Source organism: Ideonella sp., assembly GCF_035254525.1.
Taxonomy (GTDB): domain Bacteria; phylum Pseudomonadota; class Gammaproteobacteria; order Burkholderiales; family Burkholderiaceae_C; genus Ideonella.
On the sequence record NZ_DATFAN010000165.1, the window covers coordinates 58,696 to 84,159 of the forward strand.

The window sequence follows — 25,464 nt, forward strand, 5'->3', positions numbered from 1 at the left end:
TCAGAACAGGCTCTCGCGGACGAACACGACATCGCCCGGTTGGAGCGCGTCGTCCATCGACAGTTCAAGCGACTGCACCTGGCCGTTGGCCGCGCGGCGGCTGACACGCAGGCCGCGCTGGGTGCCGCGCTGGGTCAGCCCGCCGGCGCTCGCCAGCGCCTGCATCACGGTCATGCCGCGCTCCAGCCGCAGCTGGCCGGGCCGCTGGACCTCGCCGTACAGGTACACCACCGGGTAGCGGTCGACCCAGATCGCGTCGCCCGGCTGGATCACGATGTCGTTGTCGCGGCCGCCCGGGGCGAACACGCGCGGCAGGTCGACCTCGAGCCGAAACGCCTGGCCGTTGCGCGTGCCGGTCACCACCACCGTGTCGGAGCCGGCACTGGCGGCGATGCCGCCGGCCAGCGCGATGACGTCGGTCAGCCGCATGCCGGCCACATCCAACGGCACACGGCCCGGCCGGCCGACCTGGCCCAGCACGTTGACCTGGTTGGCGCGCACCTGGGTCACCATCACCGTGACCTGCGGGTTCTTGATGAAGTCACCCTTCTTCAAGGCCGCGGCCAGCGCGGCCTCGGCCCCGCTGACGGTCAGCCCGCCGAGCCGGATGGCGCCGATCAGCGGGTAGCTGATCACGCCCGCCTCGGTCACCTTGGCCTCGAGGGTCAGGTCGGGGCTCTGGTAGACGGTGATGCGCACCGTGTCGCCCGCCCCGATGCGGTAAAGATCCGGGTTGGTGGCCGCGGCCTGTGCGGCCTGGGCCGAGGCCGGCACCGGCGCCGCAGCCAGCCCGGCGGCCAGCACCCACGCGCCGGCGGCCAGTGCCAGCCGACTGCCCATCACCCATCCAAGCATGCGATCGTTCATTGCAGGCCCATTCCTTTCTTGGCCATGTCGGGGTCCATGCCGCTGCCGGCGGCGCTCGGTGGCGGCGCCGCGTCGGGCACGCTGAGCGTGACCGGATTGGGCGAATCCTCGCTCAACGGCACCTGCGCCGGCGCCAAGGCAGGCAAACCGGGTGCCGGGCCGCTGGCCGCCGGCCCGCCGGCAAACCGGCCCTGGTAGGTGATCTTGGCGGCCGTGCGCAGGGCCTTCAGGTTGTCATCGATCGTCCGGCGCCTGGCCAGCGTGGCCAGATACTGCTCGATCGCCGGGCTCGCGCGCTCGAAGGACACCGGTTCGACGCGCGACGCGGCGATGAACACCACACGCATCGACGGCGCATCGGACAACACCGCCGAGTCGCCGTCCTTCATCTTGGCGAAGCGCTCGACCAGCCCCATCGGCATCTGCTCGGCCGGCTTGACGGCGTGGCTGCCGCTGTAGCGCAGGCCCTCGGCCTTCAGGGCATCGGCGAAATCGTCGACGGAGGTGGCGCGCGCCAGGCGCGTCTTGACCCAGGCCTGCTTGTCCGGCGGCACGTCGATCAGCAGTTCTTGCAGCGAGTAGACGCGCCGCTGGCTGAACAGCGCCGGTGTCGCATCGTAGAAGCGGCGTGCCTCCTCGGCAGTCGGGCGCGGAGTGCCCTGCGTGACGCGCTCGCGGTAGGCGCGGGCAAGCACTTCCCGCCGCGCCGCCTCGAGCGCCTGCACAACCTGCGGTTCACGGTCGAGCTTCAGCTCGACCGCCTTCTGCACCGCGAGTTCCTGGTCGATCAGCGTTTCGAGCACCCGCCGGCCGGCCGAGTCGGCCTGGTCCGGCCGAACACCGCGGTCCTGCTGCAACACGAAGTTGATCTGGTGAACGGTGATGTCGCCGCTGTTGACGCGCGCGGCGACCTGGGTCGCATCGGTCTTGCGCTCGCCGCACGCCGCCAGCGTGGCCGCCACCGCCAGCGCGAAGAGTGCGGCCCGTGCCGGCCGAGGCGGCAGCCGTGAGGGCCGGCGCTGCGGCGTGGTGTGAGCTGGCGTCATGCGGTTCTGGCTCCCTGCCCCGACGGGCCATTCCCGAGGCCGCCACCCGCGTGACGCCCCTTGACAACGATTCTACGAACGCCCGGCCAGGTCGACCCGGCGCTCCCGGTTCAAACGTGGGGGCGCTGGTAGCCGAAGCGTTCGATGATGAACTTCTCGCGCCGCGCGACGAGGTCTGCGCTGGCCGCATCGTAGAAGCGCTCGATGCCGGCCGAGCGGGCCGCCTTGCCGCTTGGCTTTGCATCGTAGATCAGCTTGCGCTGCGCGTCGCTGAGCGCGACGCCGCTGTGTTCGAGCGCTTGCACCAGGTCTTCGGTCAGGCTGTCCTGGCGGATGATGTGGTCGAGCACGAGGTGCTGCGTCTCGAATGCGCGCAGCCCCTCCTGCGTGCCGATCGTGACCGGCATGTGCGCGGCGCCACGCACGTACAGGTGAAAGTAGCGATAGGTCATCAGCCCGCCAACCTTGCCGATCGGCGATTGGGCAAAGCCGGTCTCGAGCACGCGCCGCGTCTGCAGCGAGCACACGACCCGCAGCCATTCGCGAAACGCTTCGACGTTGTCGTCGTCGGCGTACCAGAAGTTCTTCGCGCGGTCGGCCCCGAGCTGCTCCGGCAGCGCGACGCGCCTGACCTCGTCGGCCGGTGCCTCCTTGGTGCGCGCCTTGGCCGTGGCCTCGATCTTCTCCAGCACCTTCTGCCAGGACTTCTCGTTGACCATGCGCTGGTACAGCTCCCCCTGCTGCGCGCAGCCGAACGTCCACAACGACAGGTACCAGCCCCAGGGGTCGCGGATCGAGCCGAACATCTTGCGGCCGCTGGCAAGCATCTCCTCGGTCGGCACCCGCACGGCGTTGTCGAGCTCGCCACCGACGATCTTCATCAGCAGCTTTTCGACGTGCGAGGCGCCCGTGTTCCTGAACTCGATGAATACCAGCTTGTCGGCGATCAGCATGCGGGGGTCCGGCTCCGGGAAATCAACAACAATCCTCACGCCCCGGCAGCGGATCGTCCAGAGAGTGGCGGGTCGCTGCGATGATAGTCGCACATCGGGGCCGTCAGGCCGCTCTCGCGGCGTGATGCAGCGCACGTGCGGAGCCTGGGGCATCGTTCTTGCGTGAGACCCGCTGTGCTAGCATCCTTTGGCCCTTTCCCGGCCATCCGCGCAGCCTCGAAGCGCGGTGCGCAGGGCCCGGTCCTCCATCCCGTCAACCTTGCACACATCGATCAATGTTTAATCTTGTGCCCGATGAAGGGTCCGACATCCCCTACCTGCCGGACAGCAACGCCGAAATCACGCGTGAAGCCGCTACCACGGTGGATCTGAACGGCGACTGGACCATCCCCGCCAAGGCCATCACCGTGATGCGCGTGAAGACGGGCCACTTCACCGTCAACGTGTCGATCAACACGCTGCGCCCCGCGCAGAAGCTGGTCGTGACCTTCCAGGGCGCACGCGCCGGCGGCAAGGAAACGACCAATGCGATGCGCCCGATGTTCGCGCGCCGCAATTGGGAAGCGCTGTTCGAGGCCCCGATCCTCGCGATCAGCGACCCGTTGACCGAGATCGACTGGAACTCCAACGTTCCGCGCTGCGGTTTCTACATGGGCACGCTGGACAACGATCTGGTGCCTGAGCTGAATGCACTGATCGACGTGTTCTGCGCCAAGCTCGGCGTGCCTGTCGACAACGTGATGATGTACGGCTCGTCGGCCGGGGGCACCTCGGCCATCCTGGTCGGCAGCCAGCGCAAGACCAAGACCGGCATCGTCGCCGTGTGCCCCTTCCTGCGCCCGGACAAGTACCGCGAGGGCGTGGTCGCCGCGGGCATGCGCGCCATCGGCAAGACGATGGACGACTACGAGAAGATGATGGGCGAGACGCCGTGGCGCTTCAACGCGCTGACGGCGCTGAAGGACGCGCACAGCAACGGCCAGGACATCCGCCTGGTGGTCGGCCAGAACCTGAAGGACGTGACGACCATCAACCGCCACTTCCCGGGCCTGTGGCGCCGCTGGGACGTCGATCCCGAGGGCGGCGTGTCCCCCGACGGCCATGTGATGACCCTGCTGTACAACTCGGCCGAAGCCGGCCACGGCCCCGAGCCCGTGGAGCTGTCGGTGCCGCTGTGGAAGCGCGCCGTCGAATTCTTCGAGGCGCCACTCAAGCGCACGCCGAAGAAGGCCAAGAAGCACGCGGAGACCGCGGAAGACGATTGAGCCGCACGCGGCCGGACGGATCGAAGGGGTGCCTCGGGCACCCCTTTTTCGTGCGCGCTCAGCCGAAGCTGTAGCCGAAGCGCTCGATGATCGGGGCGTACACCCTGCTCACCAGCGCCCGGCTCGCGTCATCGTAGAACTCCGTGTAGTGCCGCTTGGCGCTGCCCTGCGCACGCTCAACGGTGACGTTCTCGGAAACGATCGGGATCGCCTCGGCGATCCCCAGGCGCTTCAGAACCTCGTCGAAGCCGGCCTGCAGGGCCTCGAAGCGGATCACGTAGTCGGCGTGGTCCAGGTACTCGAGCGGCCCCTTGACGGTCTTGTCCTTTTCACGGTGCCGCTGCAGTTGGCCGGCCAGCCACTCGGGGAACGGCAGCTCCTGGGCCGCCTGCATGCTGGCCTTGATGCGCGGGTTGTCCTGCGCCCAGCGGTACTTGTCCGGCGCGTCGACGAAGCGGCCCTTGCGCTTGAAGTAGCGACTGACCAGCAGGTCATAGGGGTTGCGCACGCTGGTGAACTTGAACAGCGCGTCGAGTTGCGCACGGGTCATCAGGTCGAAGTCCTGCAGTTGCTGCCAGGTGGCGTGGTGCTTCTTGACCACCAGCTCGCCGTTGACCCGAATCTCGCGCGCCGGCATCGGCTGGCCCTCGAGCGACTCTTCGAGCGTCTTCGCGATCGCCTTGCTCGCAGCCTGCGGATTGGCGAAGAAGATATAGCGGTAGCGGGTCGAGTAGACGGCCATGACACCCCCCAAGAACGACGACGGCGCGGCCGAAGATGGCCGCAAAAGCCCACCCTATACTAGGCCCGCCTTTCTACGCAGGACCCGGCCAACCATGCTGACCTCCGACAAGCTGATTCTCGTTGAGCTCCACAAGACAGGTGCGGCGCGGCTGCAGAAGGTGCTCGGCGATGTGCTGGGCGGCGAGAAAAGCGGCGGCCGGCGCCAGAGCTACGCCGACGAACTGGCAGCGCTCGGCAAGCCGGTGGTCGGCTACCTGTGCAACCCGCTGAGCTGGTACCTCGAACAATGGCAGCTGGGCTGCGCCGGCAAGGGGGACATCCACAAGCGCCTGACCAGCGATGTCCGCTGGGCCCAGCTCAACACCCGCTTGAAGAACCGCGAGGGGAAGGAAGGCAGCAAGCCCGATCGCAAGCAGATCCCGGAGGGCTGGGGTCCCGAGCACGCGAGGGATTTCTGGTACGCCGATGCCGAGAACCCGGAGGCCTTTCGCGAGTGGTTGCGCGCCGTGGTCTCCGAGCGGGGCTTGCGCAAGCTGGTCGACCACGCCTATGGCAGCTCGCCGATGAGCCGAATGGCGGGGCTGATGAGCTACCAGTTCTTCAACATGTTCGTGCGCGGCGCCGAGAACATGGAGAAATCGGTCGACAGCATGGAAGCGCTGGCGTCCTTGCACGAAGGCCAGAAGATCACCACCCATTTCATCCGCGCCGAGTCGATCGGTGCCGATCTGAAACGCGTCCTCGATGCCCTGCAAGTGCCCCTGAGCGACGACCAACGCGCGGCGGTGGAAGGGCTGAAGGACCGCGCCGGCGCAGCCGAGGCCGCCAACATCCGTTTCTACGATGCGGCCAGCCTGCGCCTGGTGGCCAAGCGCGAGGCCTTCCTGAACCAGCTGTTCGGCTACGGCCCGCCGAGTGCCGAGGCCCGCACGGGCGCGCGCGCCGCGAAGAAGGCCAATCGGGCCGAGGGCGAGGCCGACAAGCCCAGGAAGGCGAAGAAGGACAAGGCCGCCGGGCCCAAGCTCAGCAAGGCCGAGAAGGAACAGAAACGCCTGGCACGCACCGAGCGCCAGGCGGCAAAGGCGGCGGCACGGGGCGGGAACAGCGCAAAGAACAACGGCGCGCCGGCCGGTGCCGAAGCCGCTGTCAAGCCTGCCAAGGCCCGGGCAGGCAAAGCGGCCAAATCGGCCAAGCCCGACAAGGTCAGGCGGGTCAAGAACCGGCCGGCCGACGACGACGTGATCGACAGCGAAGAGTGATCAGTCGCCGAAGCGGTAGTTGAAGCGCTTCAGGATCGGCTCGTAGAGCTTCTCGACGATGCCGACGCACTCGGCGTCGTAGTACTCGGTGTAGCTCTTCTTTTTCTTCTTGACCTTGCCGGCATCGGGCGCCGCGACGCCGCCCTCGGCACGCCCCTTGGTGATGTTGTATTCGGTGACCGACAAGGGCTCTGTCACGCCGATGTGGCGCAGGAACTCGTCGAAGCCCTCCTGCAGCGCCTCGAACCGGATCACCAGGTCGGCGTGCGCCAGGAACTCGAGCGGCCCCTTGGCCAGCTTGTCGACCTCTTCGTAGTGCTTGCCGAGGTAGGCCACCCACTGCGGGAAGCTGTTGTCGGGCGACGCCGCCTCCACGCCTTCGAGCCACGGGTACTTGGCCGGGTCGTCGGCCAGGCGGCTGCAGTGCTTGATGTACTTGCTGACCAGTTGGTCGAACGGATTGCGCACACAAGTGAACTTGAACAACTTGGCCAGCTGCACTTCGCTCAACAGGCCGGCGGCCAGCACCTGGCTGTAGGTCGTGTGGTGCAAGCGCGCGACGACCTTCCCGTTGTGGGTGATCTCGCGGTCGGGCAAGGGCACGCCGCCGAGCTTCTGCTTCAGCGTGAGTGCGATGGCCTTGCTCGCCGTCTGCGGGTTGGCGAAGAAGATGTACTGGTGCTGCTCTGAGTAGACGGCCACGGGGACCTCCGGTTGGGGCTGGCTAGCCGAGCACGCCCGGCGTATTCCATTGGGCGAGCCAGGGCGCGCATGCCGCCTGGATCTTGTCGATCTCTTCGGGTGCCAGCACCATGTGTGCATCCGACGCCCGCTTCTGGATCGCGTGCGCCTTCTCCGACTTGCCCTCGGCCTTGCTGCCGGTCGCTTCCGAGGCGACCATCGTCGGCACGAACTCCATGCCGGCGAATGCGCAGATCGCGCGGATCGACTCTTCCGGCGAGTCGATGAGCCAGTCGTACGGGGCCATGAACATCGCCGGGCCGTACTTGGGGATGGCCTCGTTGACCAGGCGCGAGAAACGATCGAAGACGCCGATCATCTCGTCGACGCCCTTGTCGAGCCAGCTGGACTTCTCGGGCGGCTCGCCGTCGGCCTGGGCCTTGGCCAGGCGCTTGCGATAGGACGCCACCACGTCGACCGGGTCGCGGCTGCAGACCAGGATCCGCGCCTGCGGAAAGATCTCGAAGATCAGGTCGAGCTTGCGCAGGTGGCCGGGGGTCTTCTCGAGCGGGTGCCGGCCGGGGTAGATGCGATTGCCGGCGAAGTAGAAGAAGGCGCGGATCGAATCGGCCTCCGACAGTTCGCCGAACTCCTCCTCGTAGGGCTCGATCCACTCGCGCAGCGCCATCAGGTTGGGCCGGCCCTTGAGGTAGGCGCGCGTCGGAAAATGAATCGGGTCGACGTAGGGCTGGCGCGGTCGCAGAAAGATGAAGGTCTCGCGGCAGTTCGCGATATCGAACATCGACGGATGCTGCGCGAACGCGACCTGCAGCATCGACGTGCCCGAGCGCGCCAGGCCGACGATGAAGATCGGGCGGCTCCGCTCGCACCAGCGCCGCAGCTCGGCCAGGTCGAGCATCGGGCCCGCATCGGCTTGGGAGTTGCCTTTCAGGCGGTTGAGCAAGCTGCGCATGGGTTGCCGTGAATTCTAGAAGTCCACCCGCCGCGCATCAGCCCTTCAGCCGCGGCCGGCGCTCCCTTGGATACGGGAGGCCACGCCGAGTTTCACGCTAGCCCCGGAGGCGGGGGTATCCGAAGGTTTCGAAGTCGTCGCGATAGGCTTCATAAAGCGCCTGCTCGACCTCGGGTTCGTCGCGCAGCAGCTGATGCAACGCCTCGTCGTCGGCATCGCTCTTGTTGCGCTTTGGTGCGGCCAGCGCCTTCTTGGGGCGCCGCGGCAGGCCCGGAATGTCGGCCTGAATCTGCTGCAGGTCTTCGTCCAGCGACTCGAGGTGGCCGACCTGGTCGACCAGCAGCTTGCCGGCCTCGTCGCACAGCCACTGGGTCTGCGACCACAGCAGGCGGTGGTACTGCTTGCGCTTGAGCTTGGGCGACAGCGCGAAAGTACGAAAGTCGGGCATGTTCTCGATGAACTTGAGCCGATCCATCTCCTTGTTGCCGCGCCAACGCTTCATGAAATGGAACGTGCTCTGCGCGCGGGCATAGGGGTTGCGCACGATGCCGAAGGAGAAGTAGGAGTCCCACAACTCGGGCCCGACGATGGCACGGATTTCGCCCGCGGTCGCGTGCTTGGTCAGGCCGAAGCGCTTCTTGAACTCGTTCTGCAGGGCCTCTCCGAGTGCGGTGCCGCCGACCTCGAGGTCGCGGTAGCTGCTGTACTGGCTGAACAGTTCGGTAACCGATGTACCCGCAGATTTGGGAACGTGAACGAAGATGAATTTGTGGGTATGGTTGACGATCACGGGAGTCGGCTCCAATGTGCAGTCACGGATAATAACGACAGCCCGGTGCGTGCTGGCGTGCGAAAGAAACATCGATGATCATTTCCCTGAACAGGCGCTACGTGTTCGTTCACATCCACAAGTGCGCCGGCACCAGCATCGAGGTGGCCTTGGCCAAGTCGCTGCGGCACAACGACATCGTGCTCGGCTCGACCAAGAGCGGCGAGAAGTACCAGGAGTTCTTCAAGCGCGCGATCGGCCTGAACAAGCACAGCACGGCCCTGGAAGCGCGCGGCTTCCTGGGCGACGCGATGTATGCGAAGTTCTACAAATTTGCCTTTGTGCGCCACCCGATCGACCGCCTGCATTCGCTGTATTCGTATGCGCTGAAGCTCGCGCACGACGCCGAGCTGAGCGACGACGAGCAACGCATATTCAATGCCCACGGCCATTGGCCCGACCGGCCACCGTTTCGCTACAAGGCGGTGGCGGCGGCGCTCGAATCGAGTTCGTTCAGCGACTTCGCGCTGCACCCGCTGACCTGGTCCGATGCGGGCGCGCAGCCGCAGTGGCAGAGCGTGTGCGATACGGGCGGCAAGCTGATCGTCGACTACGTCGGCAAGGTCGAAACGATCGAACAGGATTTCGCCCAGGTGTGCGAGAAGCTCGAGGTCAGCGTGCCGCTGGAGGTTCGCAACTCGAGCACCGAGAAGAAGTCGGCACTCGAACTGACGCCGCTGGCGCTGGCGACCGTGCACGAGCGCTTCGCGCGCGACTTCGAGCTGTTCGGCTACGGGGCTTAGGCCCCCACGCCCTTGCCGGGGGCTGCCCCCTGGGCCACGAAGGGGCCCTTCGGACCCCTGGGGCTCGCGCAGCGGACCGGCCAAGCCGGATCCGCGCACGCCGCTTGATTGGCGGCGGTTCCTTCGGAACGCCTTCTGGGGAATCTGCTTCGGCGGGATCTACCAGTCGGCGCCAGCCTCGTAGCCCAGGCGATGCAACGCATCGGGGAAGCGCTGCTTGAACGCGTCCTTCAGCTCGGGCGTGAAGACATTGACCCACTGCCGGCCTTCGCCGGAGCGGATGTGATCGGCCGGGTCGGTGCCCGCCGCCCCGCCGAACAGCGACAGCTCGCGCACGAACTTCAGCGCCGTCTCGAGCTGCTCGCCTTCGAAGCCGAGGAACGCCATCATCGGCCCGAAGATCTTCAGCTCGCGATCGACGATCAGGTCCTCGTAGCGGGCCTCGAAGCACAGGTCCTTCTGCCCGTAGTCCCAGGCCAGCATCTCGCGGATGGTCTTGCCGCCGGTGTGGTCCATCTCGAAGATGAGCTTGTCGTGGTCGGTCGGCAGCGCGCTGATCGCCTGGCGGTAGGACTTGCCGCCGTATTCCTTCTTCGGGTTGTTGGCCCACTTCTCGACTGTCTTCACGTGGTAGAAGCAGCCCGAGATCACCACGTCGCGCGGATCGCGGATCACGTGCACCGCGCGCACGCCGCGCTTGGCAAAACGCGACTGCAGCGCTTTCAGGTCGACCTTGCTGTGGTCCTGCAGGAAGATGTCCGTGTCGGGCGGCAAGTCGGCCTGGGCCTTGACGTGCATGCGCAGCTTGTCGTGGCGCTTGATGGCGCGAAAGATGTTGGCCATCCACACGGAGCCGGTCTTGTGGTGGGTGCAGACGACGATCAGCGGTTGTTTCATCGGGCAGCAAGGGCGCGCAGCGGGCGCCGCAGTGAAGGTGCAGGAACGGGTTGGGCCGTGCAGCCGACGCCGAGGCGCCGACGTGCCGGATCGGGTCAGAGCGCCGCGGTCTCGAGGTCGCGGATCTCGTCGTAGTTGGTGATCACTGCCGACAGCGGCTCGTCGATCATCTTCTTCAACGCCGGCTGGCGCTCGAACTGATTGTCAACGCCGAGGAAGCCGGCCAGGCGCTCGCAGATCGCAGGCTGGAAATCACCCGCCTCGTCGAACACGCCCTCGTAGTCGATCGACAGGCGCTGGTGGTCGTCGAATGCGCTGTCGACGACGTCGGCGGCGCGCTTGCGCTTCTTCATCGACGACAGCACCAGCGCACGCTCGACCGCCACCGCGCGCTTGTCCGGCAGCTTGGTCGAATCATCCGCCGGCTTGTGGTAGCGGCCGGTCTGCACGGCGATGAGATTGGACAGCACCGAGTAGAAGTGCTGCCGCCGCAAGTGCACCACCTTGAAACGGCTGCGCTTGATCAGGCGCAGGATCGGCGGATTGGTGAACGGCAGCTGCCAGGCGTCGTGGATCAGGTTCAGGTGCTCGTACTTGATGTCCAGCACCGCGATGCCGTCCTTGTCCTTCGGAACGAGCGAGGCGATATACGCGTTGAAGACCTTGCCATGGTGCTCGGGGAAGATCAGGTCCGGATCTCGCGCGATCTGCTCGCGGTGGAACTTGAAGAAACCCTGCGGGTTGTTCGAGTTGAAGATCTCGCCGCGGTCGCGCACGCGCTGGTGCGAGGCCAGCATGCGGCGAAACACCGTCGTGCCCGAGCGCACTCCCCCGATGAAGAAGACGATGCGGCCCAGGTCATCGTCCCGGGTGGGATCTTGAGCCGGACGTTCTTGCTGCTTCATGCGCACTCGCTCCAGGTGATGTCGCAGGACAAGGGTCGCGCTGCGCAGCGCGGGCAGGTTTCGAGTTTAAGCGGGCTACCAGAGCACATTCTTCACCGAGATCGATTTCCAGATGTGATTCCAGCCGGCATCGCCGCCGTAACGAATCTTTTCGTCACGCTGCGCCTGGCTCGCCAGGCGAGCAAGATTCCGGCCCAATGTCATGACCAGGTCGGCCAGTTGCCACAGGCTGACCGGCTCGGACCCACCTTCGCTGCGTCCCGGCTGGATCACCGGCACTTCACCCCGGCGAAATGTCTCGCGGAAGACCTCGAATTCGGGCGCATCGTCGGACAGGTCCAGCACCGCCAGCGGCAGCGGCCGCAGCAGGCGGAAGCGCTCGAGCATCGTTCCGGCGTGCAGGTGCCGGCGCCGTGGTGCTTCGCCGCCCGAGGGTGCCGACAGCGCCGCCTCGCCCACCACCACCTGCGCCGGTGCCCATTCGGGATGGAACTGGTCGAGCGCCTCGGCCAGCACCTCGGCCAATTCGATTTGATCGGCGCGCGCCAGCAGCAGCACGCGCTGCGGGCCGGCTTCGTCGTTCAGCAGCCAGGGGCGCCAGCGCCAGAACGGCACCGTGACGGCGCGTGCGTGTTCAGCCGCGGGCACAGGCGGCGCGAGCGGGTGGCTGTCGATCAGCGTCGCTTCGGGGAATTGGGCAGTCAGGTGCGCCATCGCGCTGCCCAGCAGCGCCGGCTGGAGCATGCGGATGACATCGAGCCGCACGAACATCGGCAGCCGGGCCGGCTGCGGCCCCAGCGTCAACATCTCGGGGCAGATGCGGGTCACCCAGAACGTCGCGCGGCCGTAGGCAGCCAGCACCTCCTGCAGGCTGGCCACGACGCTGGGCAGCCCGAGCGAACGGCCGCCGTTCGGCTCCACCCCCGGCGCGATCGCCAGCTTGCAGTACGTGGACATGCCGTGGAAGGCCTCGAACAGCGCGTTCTGGTTGGCCGGCAGCGGCTGGTCGAAGTACAGCACCACCTGGAGGTGGCGCATCAGGTTGGCGGTCTGGAAGATGTGCTCGCGGTACGGCGAATCGAGCTCGAAGAAGCTCCGGTCGACCGTCATCACCACGGTCGGGTAGTGGGTCAGCCGGTGCAGCGTGTCGTCGAACGCGATCTTGGCCTGGGCGCGCACCAGCGTGTAGGTGCGGGTGGTCGCCTCGGTCAGGCCCTCGAGCAACGGCCGGTCGAAGGCGATGTCGCAGCAGACCTCGGCCACCTCTTCCATCGTTGCGCACTGGTGCCAGGGGTGACGGGTCGGGATGCCCTCGAGCGCATGGCCCATCGCCACCAGCGGCATGCCGGTGGCAAAGGCCTCGACCGCCTTGATCTTCAGCCCCGTGGAGAAGGCCAGCGGCACGACGACGAGGTCGACATCGCGGTAGAACTCGTCGGTCGAATCGACCGGCCCCATCAGCTCGACACCCGGCAGGTCATCGAGGTCGTTCAGGCGGCTGCACATCGCGCCGACGAAGCGGATGACGACCGGCGCCGCGCGCCGCGCGATGATCGGCAGCGCCACCTTGACGAAGGCGCGCGCGTTGTTGACGTTGATCGCATTGCCCGATCCGAGCATGCCGATCACGAGGCGGCCGCCGTCCTGGGGCCGGCGCACCCGTGCCACGCGGGCCTCGGGCTCGATGTGCGGCATCGTGATGCAGGGCGTGCTGCTGATGCTGCGGTAGAAGTCGCGCTCCTCGTCCTTGATGGCCCAGACGAGCTGCGCGCGGTTCATCGCGATCGCCTCCTGGTCCTCGGTGGTGTAGAAGAACTCGGGTGCGATGCCGTTGTCGACCAGCAACTGGCGGCGGCCGGTGAACTTGTCGTGGGTGTCGAGGATCTTCAGCGTGTTCGCCGGCGCGTACTCGAACGCCTTGCTCATGTAGGCGTAGTTGACGATGAAGGCGTCGAAACGGTTGCGTTTGAACAGCCACTGCAGGTAGTCGCGGATCGAGTCGTCCCACCACTCGTCGATCTGGTACTCGGCGCCCTCGGGCTTGGTGTAGGTGTGCCGCGTCGCCGGCAGCAGGTGGAAGCTGTCCCACTGCTTGCCCATCTCGCGCACCAGATCGTCGGGCAGGTAGTCGAACCACCACTCCTGCGGATAGAAGACGAAGTGGATGCGCGCGCCGCGCCGCTGCAACTCGCGGCAAACGGCATGGATGCGCTTGCGGTTGCCCTGGTCGGTCGGTGCGGTCGGCGTGGGTGACAGCACCAGGATGTCGGCCCCGAGAAGATGCACCTCGGGCTCGTTCAGCCGGGCCCGCAGTTCGGTCTGCCGGGGATCGTCCGGCGCGGAGCCGGCCCCCCCGGCCGGCCCAACCCGCACCCCACCCGCGCCCGGGGGGCGGGCGGAGGTGGCCTCGGCGCGCCGGCTCATGTGGCGCCGTCGGCGGGGTTGCTTGCCGGCGCCGCGGCAGCCGGGCGGGGCTTGTTCGGGACCGGCGCCTTGGTCGCATCGGGCTCGACGGCCTTCAGCCACTCGGCGAACTCGGCTTCGCTGGCTTCGCCGATCGTCAGCCGCAGGAAGGGCACGCCGAGCTGGCGAGGTGCGCCTTCGTCGGATTCCGCGGGAACGGTGCGGACCTGGTTGGCAATGAAGGTCAGCCGGGTCACGCCCAGCGACTCGCGCGGCAACAGCATCCCTTCGAAATCCAGCACCCGGTTGCCCGGCCGGCGCAGCAGCGGCAAGGTCATTTCATCGCAGGTGGCGCGCAGGCCTCCGGCATGCTCCGCGCCCCACAGCGGCATCTGCAGCACGAAGCGCAGAGGCACCGAGCGGTCGAGGTGGAGGTTGAAGTGGAATTCCGTGCTCGGGCCCGTCCAGCGGAACGGGTTGCCGACGCCATCGCGCTCGAGCGCATAGAAGCCGTGCTCGGCCGGCATCGGCATGCCGGCTTCGACGACGGCCTTGCGGCGGCCAGCGTATTGGGTGCGCGCCTGCGGCAGCAGGATGTCGCGGCTCTTCTGGACCAGCTTGATCGCGTCGAGCTCGCGCTTGAGCGCCGCCATGTCCTGCAGCAGATCGGCCAGCGCCAGGCGCTCGGCGGCGAGTTCACGCGCCAGCGCATCCAGCACGTTGTGCTCACCCAGGTCGTCGCGAATCTCGCGTGCGAGCGTCTTCAAACGAACTGCCTTGTCTTCGTCGCTCATGTCAGGTGCCTACCGTCAATGGATGCGGGCCGAGTTCAGCCAATGAAAATTGTTGGCTGGCGGAACCTGCAACCCTCCCTAAGATGCTGCGGCGCTCCCCCGCGTTGGACACGGGTCAGACCCGCGATGCGAGCCAGCGCGCGAGGCGATCGACCTGACCATCGTACTCCGCATCCAGCGCCTGCCGGGTGCTCGCCGCCTGGGTCGTCAAGGCCTCCAGCAGCTCGCCACCAGGGTGGCCGAACTGCTCGAAAAGGTAGTCGGTCAGGCTGGCGTTGTCGTCGAACAGCGGCAGCTGCCACAGATGGGTCAAGCCCTGGGCGCCCGGCAGCGTGGTCAACACCGGCTTGCCATAGCACAGTGGCTCGACCGTCTTGATCTTCAATCCGGTGCCGCCGACCATCGGGTTCAGCGCGATGTCGATCGCGTCGTAAAAGGTGTGCAGTTCCTGCACGAAACCGAGCTTGATGACCCCGCTGCCTTCCCGCACGTGCCGGCAGACCCCACCGGCGACGACGATCGGATGCGGGAACGGCACGCCGCGCGCCTGCAGCTTGGCCAGGAACTCGGCCATGCTGAGAATGTTCCAGTCGTTGCCGCTGCCGAGGTAGCCGAAGGTCAGCGGCCGGCCACCGCCGCGCGGCTTGAAGGGCCGCAGCGCCGGCTCGACGTAGGGCAGGTACAGGATGTTGCGGTGGCCACGCCCGGCCAGCTCGGCGGCCTCTTCCTTCTGGATCGCCAGCGCGGCGTCGGCCCGCCGCAGCGCGCTGTCCTCGTCGGCATAGCTGGTGCTGAACCACTGCGGCTTCATGCCGGCCGCGGTGTACTTGGCGCGGCGCTCGCCGAAGATGTCGTGCGTATCCAGCACCTTGACCACATCGGAGCCGAACTGGTCGAGCAGCGGCGAGTACCAGACGTAGTTGACGTGCACGGCGCTGTAGCCGCGCAGGCGGTGCATGTCGCGCGCCGCGGCGTCGAGGCCGCGGTCGTACCAGTCGACGATGCGGCAGACGTGCCCGGGCTGGATGTGTTTGGGCGCCCGCGAGCGCACCACGTTGACCCGGCCGAACTCGGCCGCCAGCGCATGCGACAGCGCCGGGTCGAAGCCTTCCTCGTTGTGGTACAGCAGGTCGACTTCGAAGCCTTGCGCCTTGTACAGCCGCACCAACTGCATGATGCGGCGGGAATTTCCCTGGTCGGCCGGCATCAGGCGGTTGAAGGTCACGACGAGGCAGCGCGGTGCGGCCGGGCCGCTGGGCGCGAGCGGTGTCGTGGGCGTATTGGACAGGTCCATCATGCCGTCTCGACGGTGAATTCGGCCGCGCCGATGTCGCAGAAGCCGTCGTTCGGCACGGCATCGCGCGGCAGCGACAAATGCAGCAGCGCATCCTGCCCCGGTCCGACCGCCGGCAGGAGCAGGCGCAGGAAGGCACCGTGCTCGGTGTAGTCGACGGCCGTCGGCGACAGCGTGTGCGGCCCGAGCGCGATCCCGCAGCCGTCGATGCGCGCGCGCACGTTGCGCAGCAGCAGCCGGACCTGGCTCGGTGCGCCCCAGGGCAACAGCATGGCCCCCAGGCCGCGGCTGTTGAACAGCGCCCGGCCCTCGTGGGCAATGTGGTGGGCCAGCGTGTCGGCACTGGCCGCGACCAGCAGCACGGGGTCGATGCGCAGGCGCAGCTTCAGGTGGCCGTGGCTGAGCGCTTCCAGTTGCAGATCGGCCTGGCGCGCGCGCATCAGCTGGGCCGCGAGGTTCAGCGCCCGCTCGACATCGTGCAGCCCGGCGTCGCCCAGAACACCCGCCAGCCCCGCACTGGCCAGCGCGCGCGCGCCGCCGGCCTCGACCGGTTGCAGCGCGCCCTGGCGGATCAAGCCCTCGAAGGCGGCCCAGCCCCCTGCCTGCGGCGCGCCGTAGATCAGCACCGGCGCCCGCGCCTGCAGCGCCTTGGCGGCGAGCGCGGCCATCGTGACGCCGGGCGCCCGGTCGGCCGGCACGGCCACCAGGCACAGCGTGGCGCGGCGCAACAGCCGGTCCGCGTCGGCCGGCTCGCGCTCCGCATCGACCCGCAGGCGGGGCGCAGGCTGGCCCTGGGCGACCTGCAGGTAGTCCCGGTAGTGCCAGGGCGAGGTGTGGATCCAGCCGATCGGGCCTTGCGATTCGAGCAGTGGCAGCGCGCGCAGCTTGTCGGTCAACACGACCGGCAAGCCGTTGCCGGACGCGGCGTTGCGGGCCAGGTGCGTGGCGAACAGGTCGACCCAGACGTCGATGATCAGGGCCGCGTTGTTGCCCACGGCGCTCGGGTTGCCGGCAGCTTCGGCCAAGCTCATTGAACGGCCTCCCAGGCGGCGTCGAGCAAGGAGCGCACGCGCGGGTAGAGCGAACGCGGGCTCAGCGCATCGGCGCGCTGGGCCTCGATCGCACGCCGCGCCGCGCGGTCGGCCGGGCTCGGCAGGGTGGCACAGACGCGCTGGATGCAGGCATGCAGGCCGTCGACCAGGCCTGAGCCGATGGCCACGTGCTCGATCAGCGGCGACTCGAACTCGGGGTAGGACCCGATGTCCACCGTGACGACACGGCCGCCGCCCATCACCGCCCGCGGCAGGATGCCGGAGGTCTCACCGTAGGTCGGGTAGCGCAACACGAAAGACAGGTCGGCGCGGCCCAGCAGGATGTCGAGCTCGCGGGCGTCGAGATAGCCGGTGACCCCTGGCCCATCGCCATCGGGCCAGAGCTGGCGGATGCGGTCCGACACCGCGTACTCGCTCGCCCGCTCCTCGCCGGCGAACAGCAGCTTCAGCCGCGGCTGGCTCGGGCGTGCGCGCGAGTAGGCCACCAGCACCTCGTACAGCATCTTGTTGCCGGTCAGAAAGCCGGGCACCAGCAGCAGGATGTCGTTCGGCTCGACGCCGAAGCGCCGCAGCACCTGCTCGGCATCGTGGGCCGGCGGTGCCGGCGGCAACACGAAATGCGGGATGCGTGCGAGCGGGCGGCCGGCCTCGGCGCCGAGCGCCACATCGAAGGCGCCCCCACGGAAACGCGCCTCGGCATAGCGGCTGTGCAGCATCAGGCCGCGCGCCGACTCGGCGATGCGGCGCACCATCAGGCATTCCTGGTACAGCAGGCCCGGCGTGCGGCCCAGCGAGCCATCGCGGGCGACGAAATCGGCGGGCACCTCGTAGCCGGTGTCGCGCACCCAGTGATGGAACATGCCATTGGCACGCTCCATCTGCAGCGCGGCCTGGTGCAGGTAGAACAGCGACACGTCGTGCACGATCACCACGCCGGGGAATCGATGCAGGTGGTCGAGCATGTAGGCGCAGTCGCCGTTGTTGCCGACGTTGTAGAGAATCTGCGCACCCGGCTCGGGCTGCCGGGCGAGAAAGATCGCCTCGTCGAGCACGCTGAAAGGCGCCCCGGCCAAGCTGGCCGCGGCGGCCGCCGAGCGGCCGCCTTCGGCGACCAGGCACAGGTCGAAGTCGGCCGCCAGCATCGGCAGGTACTCGACGATGTAGTCGGCCAGCCCGTTGCGCTGGGGCGGCAGGGGAGAGAACAGGTACAGGCGCCGGCGAACGGCCGCCGATGCAGACCGCAGCCCGGAATCGGAATAGCTGAACACGGCGGGGCGGCTCCTGCGGGCTGGCTCAGGCCTTGCTGGCCGAGGCAGGCTGCGCACCGCGCACGGGTTGCTTGGCCGCCGGCGCCGTGGCCGGGCCCACCGGGCGGGCCAGCCACTCGCGCTCGAAGTTCGTGCGCTGCAGCGTCAGCATCTCGGAGCAGATGTTGACGATCTCGCTCTTGAGCAGCGCCAGCCGGGCCGGCAGCGCCTCGGGGTTCTGCGTCAGCACCAGGCGCTTCAGGAAGGCCACTTCGGCCTCGAGCGCCACGAGCTTGCGCTCGCTCTCGCCGAGCGTGGCGACGCCGACCTGGATCGGGTAGCTGCCCAGCGGCTGGTCGTCGGGGCCGACCACGCTGATCTGGTTCACGCCATCGACCAGGCGGTCCACGCGAACGGGAATCGAGAAATGGTGCACGCTGCCGTCGGCGGCCGATTCGTAGAACGCCAGCGGCTCGGCGCCCTGGTCGTTCAGCCGGGCCATCAGCGCCGGGCGCTGGCTGACGCCGTGCAGGTTGATGACGCAGCCCTGCAGCGCGCCCCCGGACAGGCCGTGGAAGCGCACCTGGTACAGCAGATCGACCGGTGCCCCGTCGGTCAGCCGCAGCAGTTCGTGCAACCCCTGCACCGAGGTCTCGAGCACGGGCAGGCCGCGCGTCGTGCGCACCGCCAGCGACACCGGGCTCTCGCCGATCTGCCCGGGCAGCAGCGCCGCCTGCGGAATGCGCAACTCGAACGCCGAGTGCTCACGCGAGGGCAGGTTCAAGCCGGCCAGGTCGCGTGCAAAGTCGAACACCGACAGGTTGGCCACGGCCGAGGCGACACAGCGGCCGTCGAGCCACAGCTGCACCACGTCGAACGCGAGGGCATCGTCGGCCGGCACCGAAAAGCCAATGATGCGGCCATGCCCCCAGTCGATGCGGGCCTGGGCGAGCGGCACGGCGCCGATGGCGGCGGAGTCGTTGCTGTCGTTGGGAATCATCGTGGGGCCTGCAACAAATGGCGGAGCGTAGGGCGCATGATCAAGGCGCCGTCTCGAACACGCTGGACGTCAGCGGCGCCTCGCTCGCCGGCGTGACGACCAGCCCTGCCGTCAGGCGGCGGATCTCGAAGCTGCCGCGGCCGACCGGATTGAAGAAGACGTGAAAGTCGAGCGCGTTGATCTGCGACGGATCGAGCATGTCGATCGCGAAGCTGTCGGCGGCCAGCTGGCCGGGGGACAGGCGCAGGGCCCGCTCGCTCCAGTGCTCGCCGACCTTCCACGCGCACTTGGCGTGAACGGCGGGCGCCGGCGTGCCGCGCACCTCGACCGCCAGCGACAGCCGGGCCGGGCCGGCCGGCATGTCCGCCAAGAGCGCGCGCGCGTCGAGCACGATCGACAGGAAGCTGCCGTCGAAATCGGCGTGGTTGACCACCAGGGCGTAATGCTCGTCGGCGCCGCGCGGCTGGTTCACCTGGATGACCTGGATGAAACCGTTGCGGTAGTCGCTGTACAGCGCGCTGTCGTTGCTCAGACGGTGGCCCGAGGGCGGGTTGCTGGCCGAAGCGCTCCCGCTGGGCAGGCGCAACCAGCCCGGCACCAGGCTGCGCTCGGGATTGCCCTGCTCCTGGCCGGCCAGGGGCGACAGGCCCACTGGCTCCCCACCGATGTCATGCCCGGCCACCAACTCGCACAGCTGGTCGATCGTGTCGTTCAGGCGCCCGCGCAGCGCTTGAAGCTCCAGGGTCAGGCGGTGCACCTGCTCGTGGCGTCGGGTGTCTACAGGATTTGGCATGGGGAAATCAGCTGCAAGTGTCGGGCCCGGTCGCAGCGCAGCCGGGTGGAAGGCATGCGTGGCTCAGTTCGGCGGCGATATTAGCTTGGCGTCTGCGACACGCGGGCCCCCTTGCGGGCGCCTGGAACTTTGTTTGAAATCATGCCGCCCGGGGTCGGTGCCTGGGCCACTTCGGGCAGCTCATAGCCGTAGCGCCGCCGGCCCGCGGCGCACAGCCGCCGCACCACCGCCTGCTCGTCGGCCGACAATACACCCTCGTCCCGGTGGTCGACCTGGCGCGTGTTCAACGCGCTGAACCACTTCGGGTCGAAGGGCTCGCCGATGAAATCGAGCAGCAGCTTCAGCTGGGTGGTCGGCTGGGCGACGAAATCCTCGTAGCGCAGCTCGTAGACCCGCGCCGGGTAGGCGCGCTTCAGGCCACCGACGATCTGCACCGCCTCGTTCCAGTAGTTGCAGGCACCGGTCAGGTTCTCGACCTTGACGATGCGCCCGATGCGCAGGCTGGCGACGACGTTGGTCGGCTCGCGCACGATGTGCACGAACTTCGAGCGCGGCATGCTGGTGGCCGCCAGCAGCGCGCCGTAGACATTCTGCGGCGTCTTGTCGAACCAGCGCGTCGCGCCGGGCTTCTTGCGCTTCACATACAGCGCCATGTAGCGGGCATACAGTTCGGCGCGCGAACTGCATTGCTTCAGCAGTTCGGCAAACTCGGCCTCGGTGATGCCATCGATCTCGCGGTGTTTCTTCAGCACGGCGTTGTTCGACAGGGCCCGGCTCATCGCTTCGGTGCCGTAGGGCTCGCCCCAGCGGAAGAAGTGCGTCTCCTCGGGCGACGCGAGATGCGGATGCATGCGCAGCGCATCGCGCAACATCGTCGTGCCCGAGCGCACGCAGCCGAGCACGAAGAAAGGTGCGCTCTCGTGCGCCGGGCCGGCCACGGCCGGCGTGCCGTCGAGGGCGGCGTCGGCCTTGGGAGTGGCGTCGGCCGACTTGAGGCGGGGAATGAGGGCAGCCGGTTTGTTCATGTATCGGAGGCTTGGAGGTCGAAGGCGCGGCTGCGGCTACGCAGGCACGTCATGCCGGGAACGGGCACCGGGCGGCACCTGGCGCCCTGCGCGGCGCACAGGGCTGCGCAGATGATAAGCGCGCAGCGCGCCGGGGAACGGCCCTTGGTCGCGCTCACCGGAACCACCGCGCCAATTGGCGGCGCTTGAGCTCTTCCAGCAGCTTCGGGAAATCAAGGATGCGCTCCTCGAGCGAGCCGGGATTCTGCTTCTGGATCGGCTCGGAGACCGATTGGAATTGATGCTGCGAGCCGACGAAACGGGCGATCTCGTTGAGTTTGCCGAGGCTCTTGATCTCGTTGTAGTCGATCTGCAGGTAGCGCTGCCCGGTCTGGTGCAGCACCGTCTGCACGTCGTTGTAGTACAGGCTCTGGCGCAGCGCAAAGGTCACCAACTTGTTGATGTCGACCTTGACGGGCTTGGCCGGCGCCTGGGCCGCCTCCGTGGTCAGCCAGACGCCCGTCTCGCGTGCCGTCTCGAGCGAGATGTAGGCCTCGAGCAGGTTGCGCGACAGCACCACCTTGATCACGTTCGGGTCGTGCATCAGGCGCGAGGTCATCTGCGCGCTGTGGTCGAGAAACAGGCGCATGCCGATCACGCGGCGGTCGCAGGCCTGGTCGACCTTGTCGATGAACCCGTCCTCGTCGGCGTTGCGCGCGTTCGGGTTGTCGCGCGTGAAGCCGGCCGGGCGGCCCGCGGTCTCGTGCGAGAAACCGATGAACGCGGGGTTGAACAACTCGCCGTGGCAGCGCACGTCCGGCAGCAGGTTCAACTGGCGCTCGAGGAAGTTCGAGCCGCTGCGCATCATGCCGACGAGCAGGAATGCGGGGCGCGCGAAGACCGGCTTCTTGTTCTGCGGCGTCTTGATCGAGATCTTCAAACGTTGTTTCCTTCGGGATGGCGCCCGCTGGCGCTGCGCAGAGCGCGCGAACTGTACCGCAGCGGTCCTCGCACCGAGAGTGTGCGCGGCCCACGTTCATGGGGTGTCCGTAGCAGCCTTCACGCCACCGCGTACAAGCGCCGTGCCAGCGCCCGCTTGAGCTCGCCCCACCCGCCATCGCGCCAGGCAAGTGGTTGCTCCAGCGTATCCGGCGCGCCGCACTCGGCGTGGATTCGCTTGAAACGCGAACCGGCCTGGACCACCGCGCCATGCTTGTGCTCGTAGTACACGGATTGCGCCAGATATTGCCCGCTGACACCAAGCCGGGCCGCGACCAGATGCGGGTGGTAGCGCATCGCCAACATGTGGTCACCCGGATGGGCCGGCACGCCGTCGAACAGCAGTTCGCGCACGCCAGCCACACGCAGCCCGGGCAGCAGCCGACGCAGCGGCTCGACGATCTCGCGTTCGAGCTGCGGCGCGCACTCCCAGTAGACGGCTTCGTCGAAGCCCCCGGCATGGCGGCGCAGCCAGTCGTGGACGTCGGGCCGCTCGAACAGGTTGCCTGAACGGTAGCCTGACAGGTGCAGGCGGCGCCTGCCCTGCGAGCCGGTCTGGCGCGCGACCGGGTAGAGGAACGCATCGTCCTGCCCGCACAGCAGCGCCGGGCCGTCGCCGACGATCTGGCGCAGCCGGTTGTAGCCGACGGTGTCGCGCAGCTCGAAGACGGTGAAGGCCTCGATCGCCTGTCGCAGCGGGCCGAGGTCCTCGCCTTCGGCAAACTGCAGCGGCGTGATGCCGATGCCGGTGGCGGCGACCCGCAGCTGGAAATGCGCTGCCGCATCGGCCAGCAGGCCGATCAGGAAGGCCGATGCCGGCGACAGCCAGGTGTTGATGTAGCCGCCGCCGTACAGGTGCACCAGGCGAGCCGACTGCAGTTGGGCGATCGCGTCGGCCAGCTCCGGGTGATCGCGCCAGTGGCCGCGGCTGAAGAAGCCCAGGCCGTACACCAGGTTCTTCATGAAGCTGCCCTTGGCGCGGTCGGGCTGCATCCGCTTGAAGCGGGAAACGAACTCGACGCCCGGATACCGCTGGCCGAACAGGGCGGTCGAGCCCGCCACGCTGTTGTTGTCGACCACGACGCGGGCGGCGCTGGCCAGAGGCAGCACCTCGGCGTGCAGGAACCGCAGCCACTGCAGCAGGATCAGTTCGTCGCCGTAGTTCGGGGCGCCGCTGCCGCCGATCAGGTAGTACATGGTCATGCGTCTCGGGTGGTGCCGCTCACGGCCCGGAACGGCGGTAGCCAAGGTGCTTGTAGTCGGCGTCGTAGATGCGGTCGAGCTGCGCCTGCAGCTCGGGGGTCAGCACCTCGTCGAATGAGAACGGTGCGGCGGGATGGCGCCAGGGTCGCCACTGCACGTCCGGAATGCGGCGCACGCCGGCCTTGTGCAACACCAGCGCCATGTCGGCAGCGAAGCTCTCGACCTTGCCGACCAGGTCGATCTTCAGGTGCTGCCGGTAGTGCACCAGCATCGGCCCCTGCGGGCACCAGTGCGGGTCCCGGCGAATGTCGGTGTCACCAGCCAGGTTGGCCTCGACGAAGCGCAGGAAGGCGGTGAAGTTCTCGCGCTGCAGTTCCAGCGATGGCACCTCGTCGGGCCGGGCCGGGCGCAGCCCCCAGCCGCGCTCGAGCGCATGGCGGATCGCCACGAAACTGTGGCGGCCCGTCTGCATGATCTTCTCGTTGAAGCAGGCGTAGGCGCGCCGGCCGGGGTCGCGCACGAAGGTGAACACCAGCGCGCCGTCGGCCAGCTGGCGCGCGATGAGCGCGTGCGTGTCGCCGCTGTCTTCGCGGCTGCGTCGCAGGCCGCCGTGCTGGTGGATCGCCTGGGGATCGGCGGCGTAGGCGCCACTCGCGATGTAGAGCAGGTGGTTCTGGATCGTCGTGCTGGCGCACTTGGGCAGGTTCAGGTAGACCAGCGGCACCCGCGGTGCGGTCACGATGCCCATCGGCCAGCGCCGGACCGGGGCGGGCCCGCCCGGCGGGCCTGCGGGCGGCTCGGGCGCCTCGGGTGCCTGCGGCAGCAGCTGTCCCTTGAGCAACAGCGCAGCCGGGTGGGCCGGCGCGATCTGCAGCGCCTGTTCGAGCACGCGCAACCGGCGCGGGGCATGAACGCCGCGCTGCGCCAGCCGGACGTGGTAATCGGCCAGCCGCACGCGCTGGCGAGCCATCTCGCGGAAACCCCGCGCATCCAGCGTGCCGGCCAGCGCCTGATCGACCACGTTGCTGAGCAGGCCGAGGGTCTGCAAGGCCTGGGCCGTGGCGTGGCCGACGTAGGGCAGGCGCAGGTCGATGCGGTTGTGGGCCGGCAGGCGCTGCACGTGCAGCCGGTCCTTGACCTGCCAGGGGTCGTAGCAGACGTAGACCCGCCGGGCCAGCGCGGCGCCCTCGGCGCCGTCGACCAGGTCGCCCTGCCAGCGCGTCGCCCGCTCGCCGGCAAAACGCTGGTCGAACCACACCTTGTCCGGCGCCAGCGTCGACTGGGGGTGCATCGCCAGCACCGTGCAACCTGGCGCACAGGCCGCAAAGGCGAGCGCCGCATAGCCGCCCATCGACGGCCCGTAGAACATCACCTGCTCGAAGCCGGCAAACCAGCCGCCGGACTGCAGGGCACGGAACAGCCGGTGCAGCTCGGGGCTGCGGTACCAGTCCGTCACGGCGCGCTTCACCCCGAGCACGGCGTGTCCCCGCCGCTGCAGGAAGGCCTGGCCCCAGACCGGCCGGTCCAGCTGGGGATCGGCCTTGCCGACCACCGCCGGCTCGAAGGTCACGACCAGGGTGCGGCCACCCGCCAGGAAATCGACCTGGTGGCCCGGCAAGCGCAGCGTGGCCGATTGCGAGGCCAGGCAGCTCGCGACGAAGGCGCCGACCTGCGCCGCCGGATCGGTGGGCGGGTCGGGGGCGTCAGCGTCCGCCATGCGACGTGTCCGGCCGGGTGTCCGCCCGGATGCCCTCCTGTTGCAGCCGCGACAGTTCGGCGTCGATGTCGCTGCGCACCTGGGCCAGCGCGGCCGAATAGGCGGCCAGGCCCGCGGTGTAGTGATGGCCCGAGAAGATGAAGCGCAGCAGCGACGCGTCGTCGATCACCGCCGCGCGCGAGCCCACGCCGGCGAAGGCGAAGACCTCGTCGACGGCCGCGAGGCTGGCCACGCCGCGCAGGAAGAGATCCTCGTAGTGGCACACCAGCCGATCGGCGCGGCACTGGCTCAAGGCGCGCCGGAACCACTGGCGGGTCTGCCATTGCCGGTCGACCAGCTCCCGGGTGGCTTGCGCGTCGGGCGGCGCGACATCGGGGCCCGCGCGCAGCCGCTCGCGCAGCCGCTCCACCGCGGCGGCGTCCTGGCAGCGCAGGTGCTCGCAGACGACGATCGAGAACAGGTGGTCCACGGTCAGCTCGCGCTCGATCACCAGCAGGCGGTAGCCCGCCGCGCCGAGCGCATCCAGCAGCATCTCGTTGAAATCCCAGGATTCGGCGTCGTAGCGGTGGTGGAAGAGCTCGCCACCGTCGAGCCGGGCGTCGAGCACCGCGCGGGCCTGCTCGCGAGCGCCCTGGTGGAAGCTGCGCGACACCTCGCCCCAGATGTTCTCCCAGTGGAACGGCTGGCCGCCGGCCAGGCGGCCCGGCAACGCGGGCGACAGCAGGCGATAGAGCGCCTCGGCGCCGCTGCGGCGGGCGGAGAGGATGGCGATGCGGTGCGGCTGCATGGCGGGATG

Annotated in this window: 24 protein-coding genes; 3 read left to right on the forward strand and 21 right to left on the reverse strand. The window is 68.3% G+C overall.

What is annotated here, in order from left to right; genetic code table 11:
- From epsE to VJ693_RS17185, 3 genes are all read right to left on the reverse strand, one after another.
- A complete protein-coding gene (gene epsE, locus VJ693_RS17175) occupies positions 1-867 on the reverse strand; it encodes a polysaccharide export protein EpsE (RefSeq protein WP_324156082.1) in 867 nt (288 codons plus the stop codon).
- Complete coding sequence (locus VJ693_RS17180; RefSeq protein WP_324156083.1) at positions 864-1,913, reverse strand: EpsD family peptidyl-prolyl cis-trans isomerase; 1,050 nt, start codon at positions 1,911-1,913, stop codon at positions 864-866. Before VJ693_RS17180 ends, epsE begins: the two co-directional genes overlap by 4 nt.
- 110 nt (positions 1,914-2,023) lie before the next feature.
- Positions 2,024-2,866 (reverse strand): hypothetical protein, encoded by an 843-nt coding sequence (locus VJ693_RS17185; RefSeq protein WP_324156085.1) that lies wholly within the window; start codon positions 2,864-2,866, stop codon positions 2,024-2,026.
- A 287-nt stretch (positions 2,867-3,153) separates the two neighbouring features.
- On the opposite strand from VJ693_RS17185, the gene VJ693_RS17190 reads away from it, so the two are divergent.
- A complete protein-coding gene (locus tag VJ693_RS17190; protein WP_324156086.1) occupies positions 3,154-4,131 on the forward strand; it encodes a hypothetical protein in 978 nt (325 codons plus the stop codon).
- Positions 4,132-4,189: 58 nt separating this feature from the next.
- On the opposite strand, the gene VJ693_RS17195 is transcribed toward VJ693_RS17190, so the two are convergent.
- Complete coding sequence (locus VJ693_RS17195) at positions 4,190-4,873, reverse strand: sulfotransferase family 2 domain-containing protein (protein WP_324156088.1); 684 nt, start codon at positions 4,871-4,873, stop codon at positions 4,190-4,192.
- Between the two features lie 94 nt (positions 4,874-4,967).
- On the opposite strand from VJ693_RS17195, the gene VJ693_RS17200 reads away from it, so the two are divergent.
- Positions 4,968-6,134: a hypothetical protein gene (locus tag VJ693_RS17200; RefSeq protein ID WP_324156090.1), complete on the forward strand. Its 1,167-nt coding sequence runs from the start codon at positions 4,968-4,970 to the stop codon at positions 6,132-6,134.
- On the opposite strand, the gene VJ693_RS17205 is transcribed toward VJ693_RS17200, so the two are convergent.
- The 3 genes from VJ693_RS17205 to VJ693_RS17215 all read right to left on the reverse strand — a co-directional run bounded on the left by VJ693_RS17205 (position 6,135) and on the right by VJ693_RS17215 (position 8,650).
- On the reverse strand, positions 6,135-6,836 hold the full coding sequence (locus VJ693_RS17205; protein WP_324156092.1) for a sulfotransferase family 2 domain-containing protein: 702 nt from the start codon (positions 6,834-6,836) through the stop codon (positions 6,135-6,137).
- A gap of 22 nt (positions 6,837-6,858) precedes the next feature.
- The gene (locus tag VJ693_RS17210) at positions 6,859-7,788 is read right to left on the reverse strand and encodes a sulfotransferase (protein ID WP_324156093.1); all 930 of its coding nucleotides are present in this window, start codon (positions 7,786-7,788) and stop codon (positions 6,859-6,861) included.
- 97 nt (positions 7,789-7,885) lie between these two features.
- Positions 7,886-8,650: a sulfotransferase family protein gene (locus tag VJ693_RS17215; protein ID WP_324156095.1), complete on the reverse strand. Its 765-nt coding sequence runs from the start codon at positions 8,648-8,650 to the stop codon at positions 7,886-7,888.
- 2 nt (positions 8,651-8,652) lie between these two features.
- Between VJ693_RS17215 and VJ693_RS17220 the strand changes: the two genes are divergently transcribed.
- Entirely contained in the window at positions 8,653-9,360 is a 708-nt protein-coding gene (locus VJ693_RS17220; protein ID WP_324156097.1) for a sulfotransferase family 2 domain-containing protein, read from the forward strand.
- 159 nt (positions 9,361-9,519) lie between these two features.
- Here the strand turns inward: VJ693_RS17220 and VJ693_RS17225 are convergent, their stop codons facing one another.
- From VJ693_RS17225 to VJ693_RS17290, 14 genes are all read right to left on the reverse strand, one after another.
- Complete coding sequence (locus VJ693_RS17225; RefSeq protein ID WP_324156098.1) at positions 9,520-10,257, reverse strand: sulfotransferase domain-containing protein; 738 nt, start codon at positions 10,255-10,257, stop codon at positions 9,520-9,522.
- 95 nt (positions 10,258-10,352) lie between these two features.
- Positions 10,353-11,162: a hypothetical protein gene (locus tag VJ693_RS17230; protein WP_324156100.1), complete on the reverse strand. Its 810-nt coding sequence runs from the start codon at positions 11,160-11,162 to the stop codon at positions 10,353-10,355.
- 75 nt (positions 11,163-11,237) lie between these two features.
- Complete coding sequence (locus VJ693_RS17235) at positions 11,238-13,448, reverse strand: glycosyltransferase (protein ID WP_324156101.1); 2,211 nt, start codon at positions 13,446-13,448, stop codon at positions 11,238-11,240.
- Positions 13,449-13,582: 134 nt separating this feature from the next.
- On the reverse strand, positions 13,583-14,359 hold the full coding sequence (locus VJ693_RS17240) for a hypothetical protein (RefSeq protein WP_324156103.1): 777 nt from the start codon (positions 14,357-14,359) through the stop codon (positions 13,583-13,585).
- Positions 14,360-14,474: 115 nt separating this feature from the next.
- Positions 14,475-15,653 (reverse strand): glycosyltransferase, encoded by a 1,179-nt coding sequence (locus tag VJ693_RS17245; protein ID WP_324156105.1) that lies wholly within the window; start codon positions 15,651-15,653, stop codon positions 14,475-14,477.
- Entirely contained in the window at positions 15,653-16,684 is a 1,032-nt protein-coding gene (locus VJ693_RS17250) for a hypothetical protein (RefSeq protein ID WP_324156107.1), read from the reverse strand. Before VJ693_RS17250 ends, VJ693_RS17245 begins: the two co-directional genes overlap by 1 nt.
- Entirely contained in the window at positions 16,681-17,973 is a 1,293-nt protein-coding gene (locus VJ693_RS17255; protein ID WP_324156109.1) for a hypothetical protein, read from the reverse strand. The genes VJ693_RS17250 and VJ693_RS17255 overlap by 4 nt, the downstream gene beginning before the upstream one ends.
- Before the next feature lie 25 nt (positions 17,974-17,998).
- Positions 17,999-18,952 (reverse strand): hypothetical protein, encoded by a 954-nt coding sequence (locus tag VJ693_RS17260; protein ID WP_324156110.1) that lies wholly within the window; start codon positions 18,950-18,952, stop codon positions 17,999-18,001.
- Between the two features lie 40 nt (positions 18,953-18,992).
- Positions 18,993-19,745 carry a hypothetical protein gene (locus tag VJ693_RS17265; protein WP_324156112.1) on the reverse strand — a complete coding sequence of 251 codons (753 nt, stop codon included), beginning with the start codon at positions 19,743-19,745 and terminating at the stop codon, positions 18,993-18,995.
- A gap of 80 nt (positions 19,746-19,825) precedes the next feature.
- Entirely contained in the window at positions 19,826-20,770 is a 945-nt protein-coding gene (locus tag VJ693_RS17270) for a sulfotransferase (RefSeq protein ID WP_324156114.1), read from the reverse strand.
- Positions 20,771-20,924: 154 nt separating this feature from the next.
- Positions 20,925-21,689 carry a hypothetical protein gene (locus VJ693_RS17275; RefSeq protein WP_324156116.1) on the reverse strand — a complete coding sequence of 255 codons (765 nt, stop codon included), beginning with the start codon at positions 21,687-21,689 and terminating at the stop codon, positions 20,925-20,927.
- Positions 21,690-21,808: 119 nt separating this feature from the next.
- Positions 21,809-22,945, reverse strand: coding sequence for a hypothetical protein (locus VJ693_RS17280; RefSeq protein WP_324156117.1), 1,137 nt, complete (start codon positions 22,943-22,945; stop codon positions 21,809-21,811).
- A gap of 25 nt (positions 22,946-22,970) precedes the next feature.
- The gene (locus VJ693_RS17285; protein ID WP_324156119.1) at positions 22,971-24,668 is read right to left on the reverse strand and encodes a sulfotransferase family 2 domain-containing protein; all 1,698 of its coding nucleotides are present in this window, start codon (positions 24,666-24,668) and stop codon (positions 22,971-22,973) included.
- Positions 24,655-25,455 carry a hypothetical protein gene (locus tag VJ693_RS17290; protein WP_324156120.1) on the reverse strand — a complete coding sequence of 267 codons (801 nt, stop codon included), beginning with the start codon at positions 25,453-25,455 and terminating at the stop codon, positions 24,655-24,657. Before VJ693_RS17290 ends, VJ693_RS17285 begins: the two co-directional genes overlap by 14 nt.
- Positions 25,456-25,464: the final 9 nt, after the last annotated feature.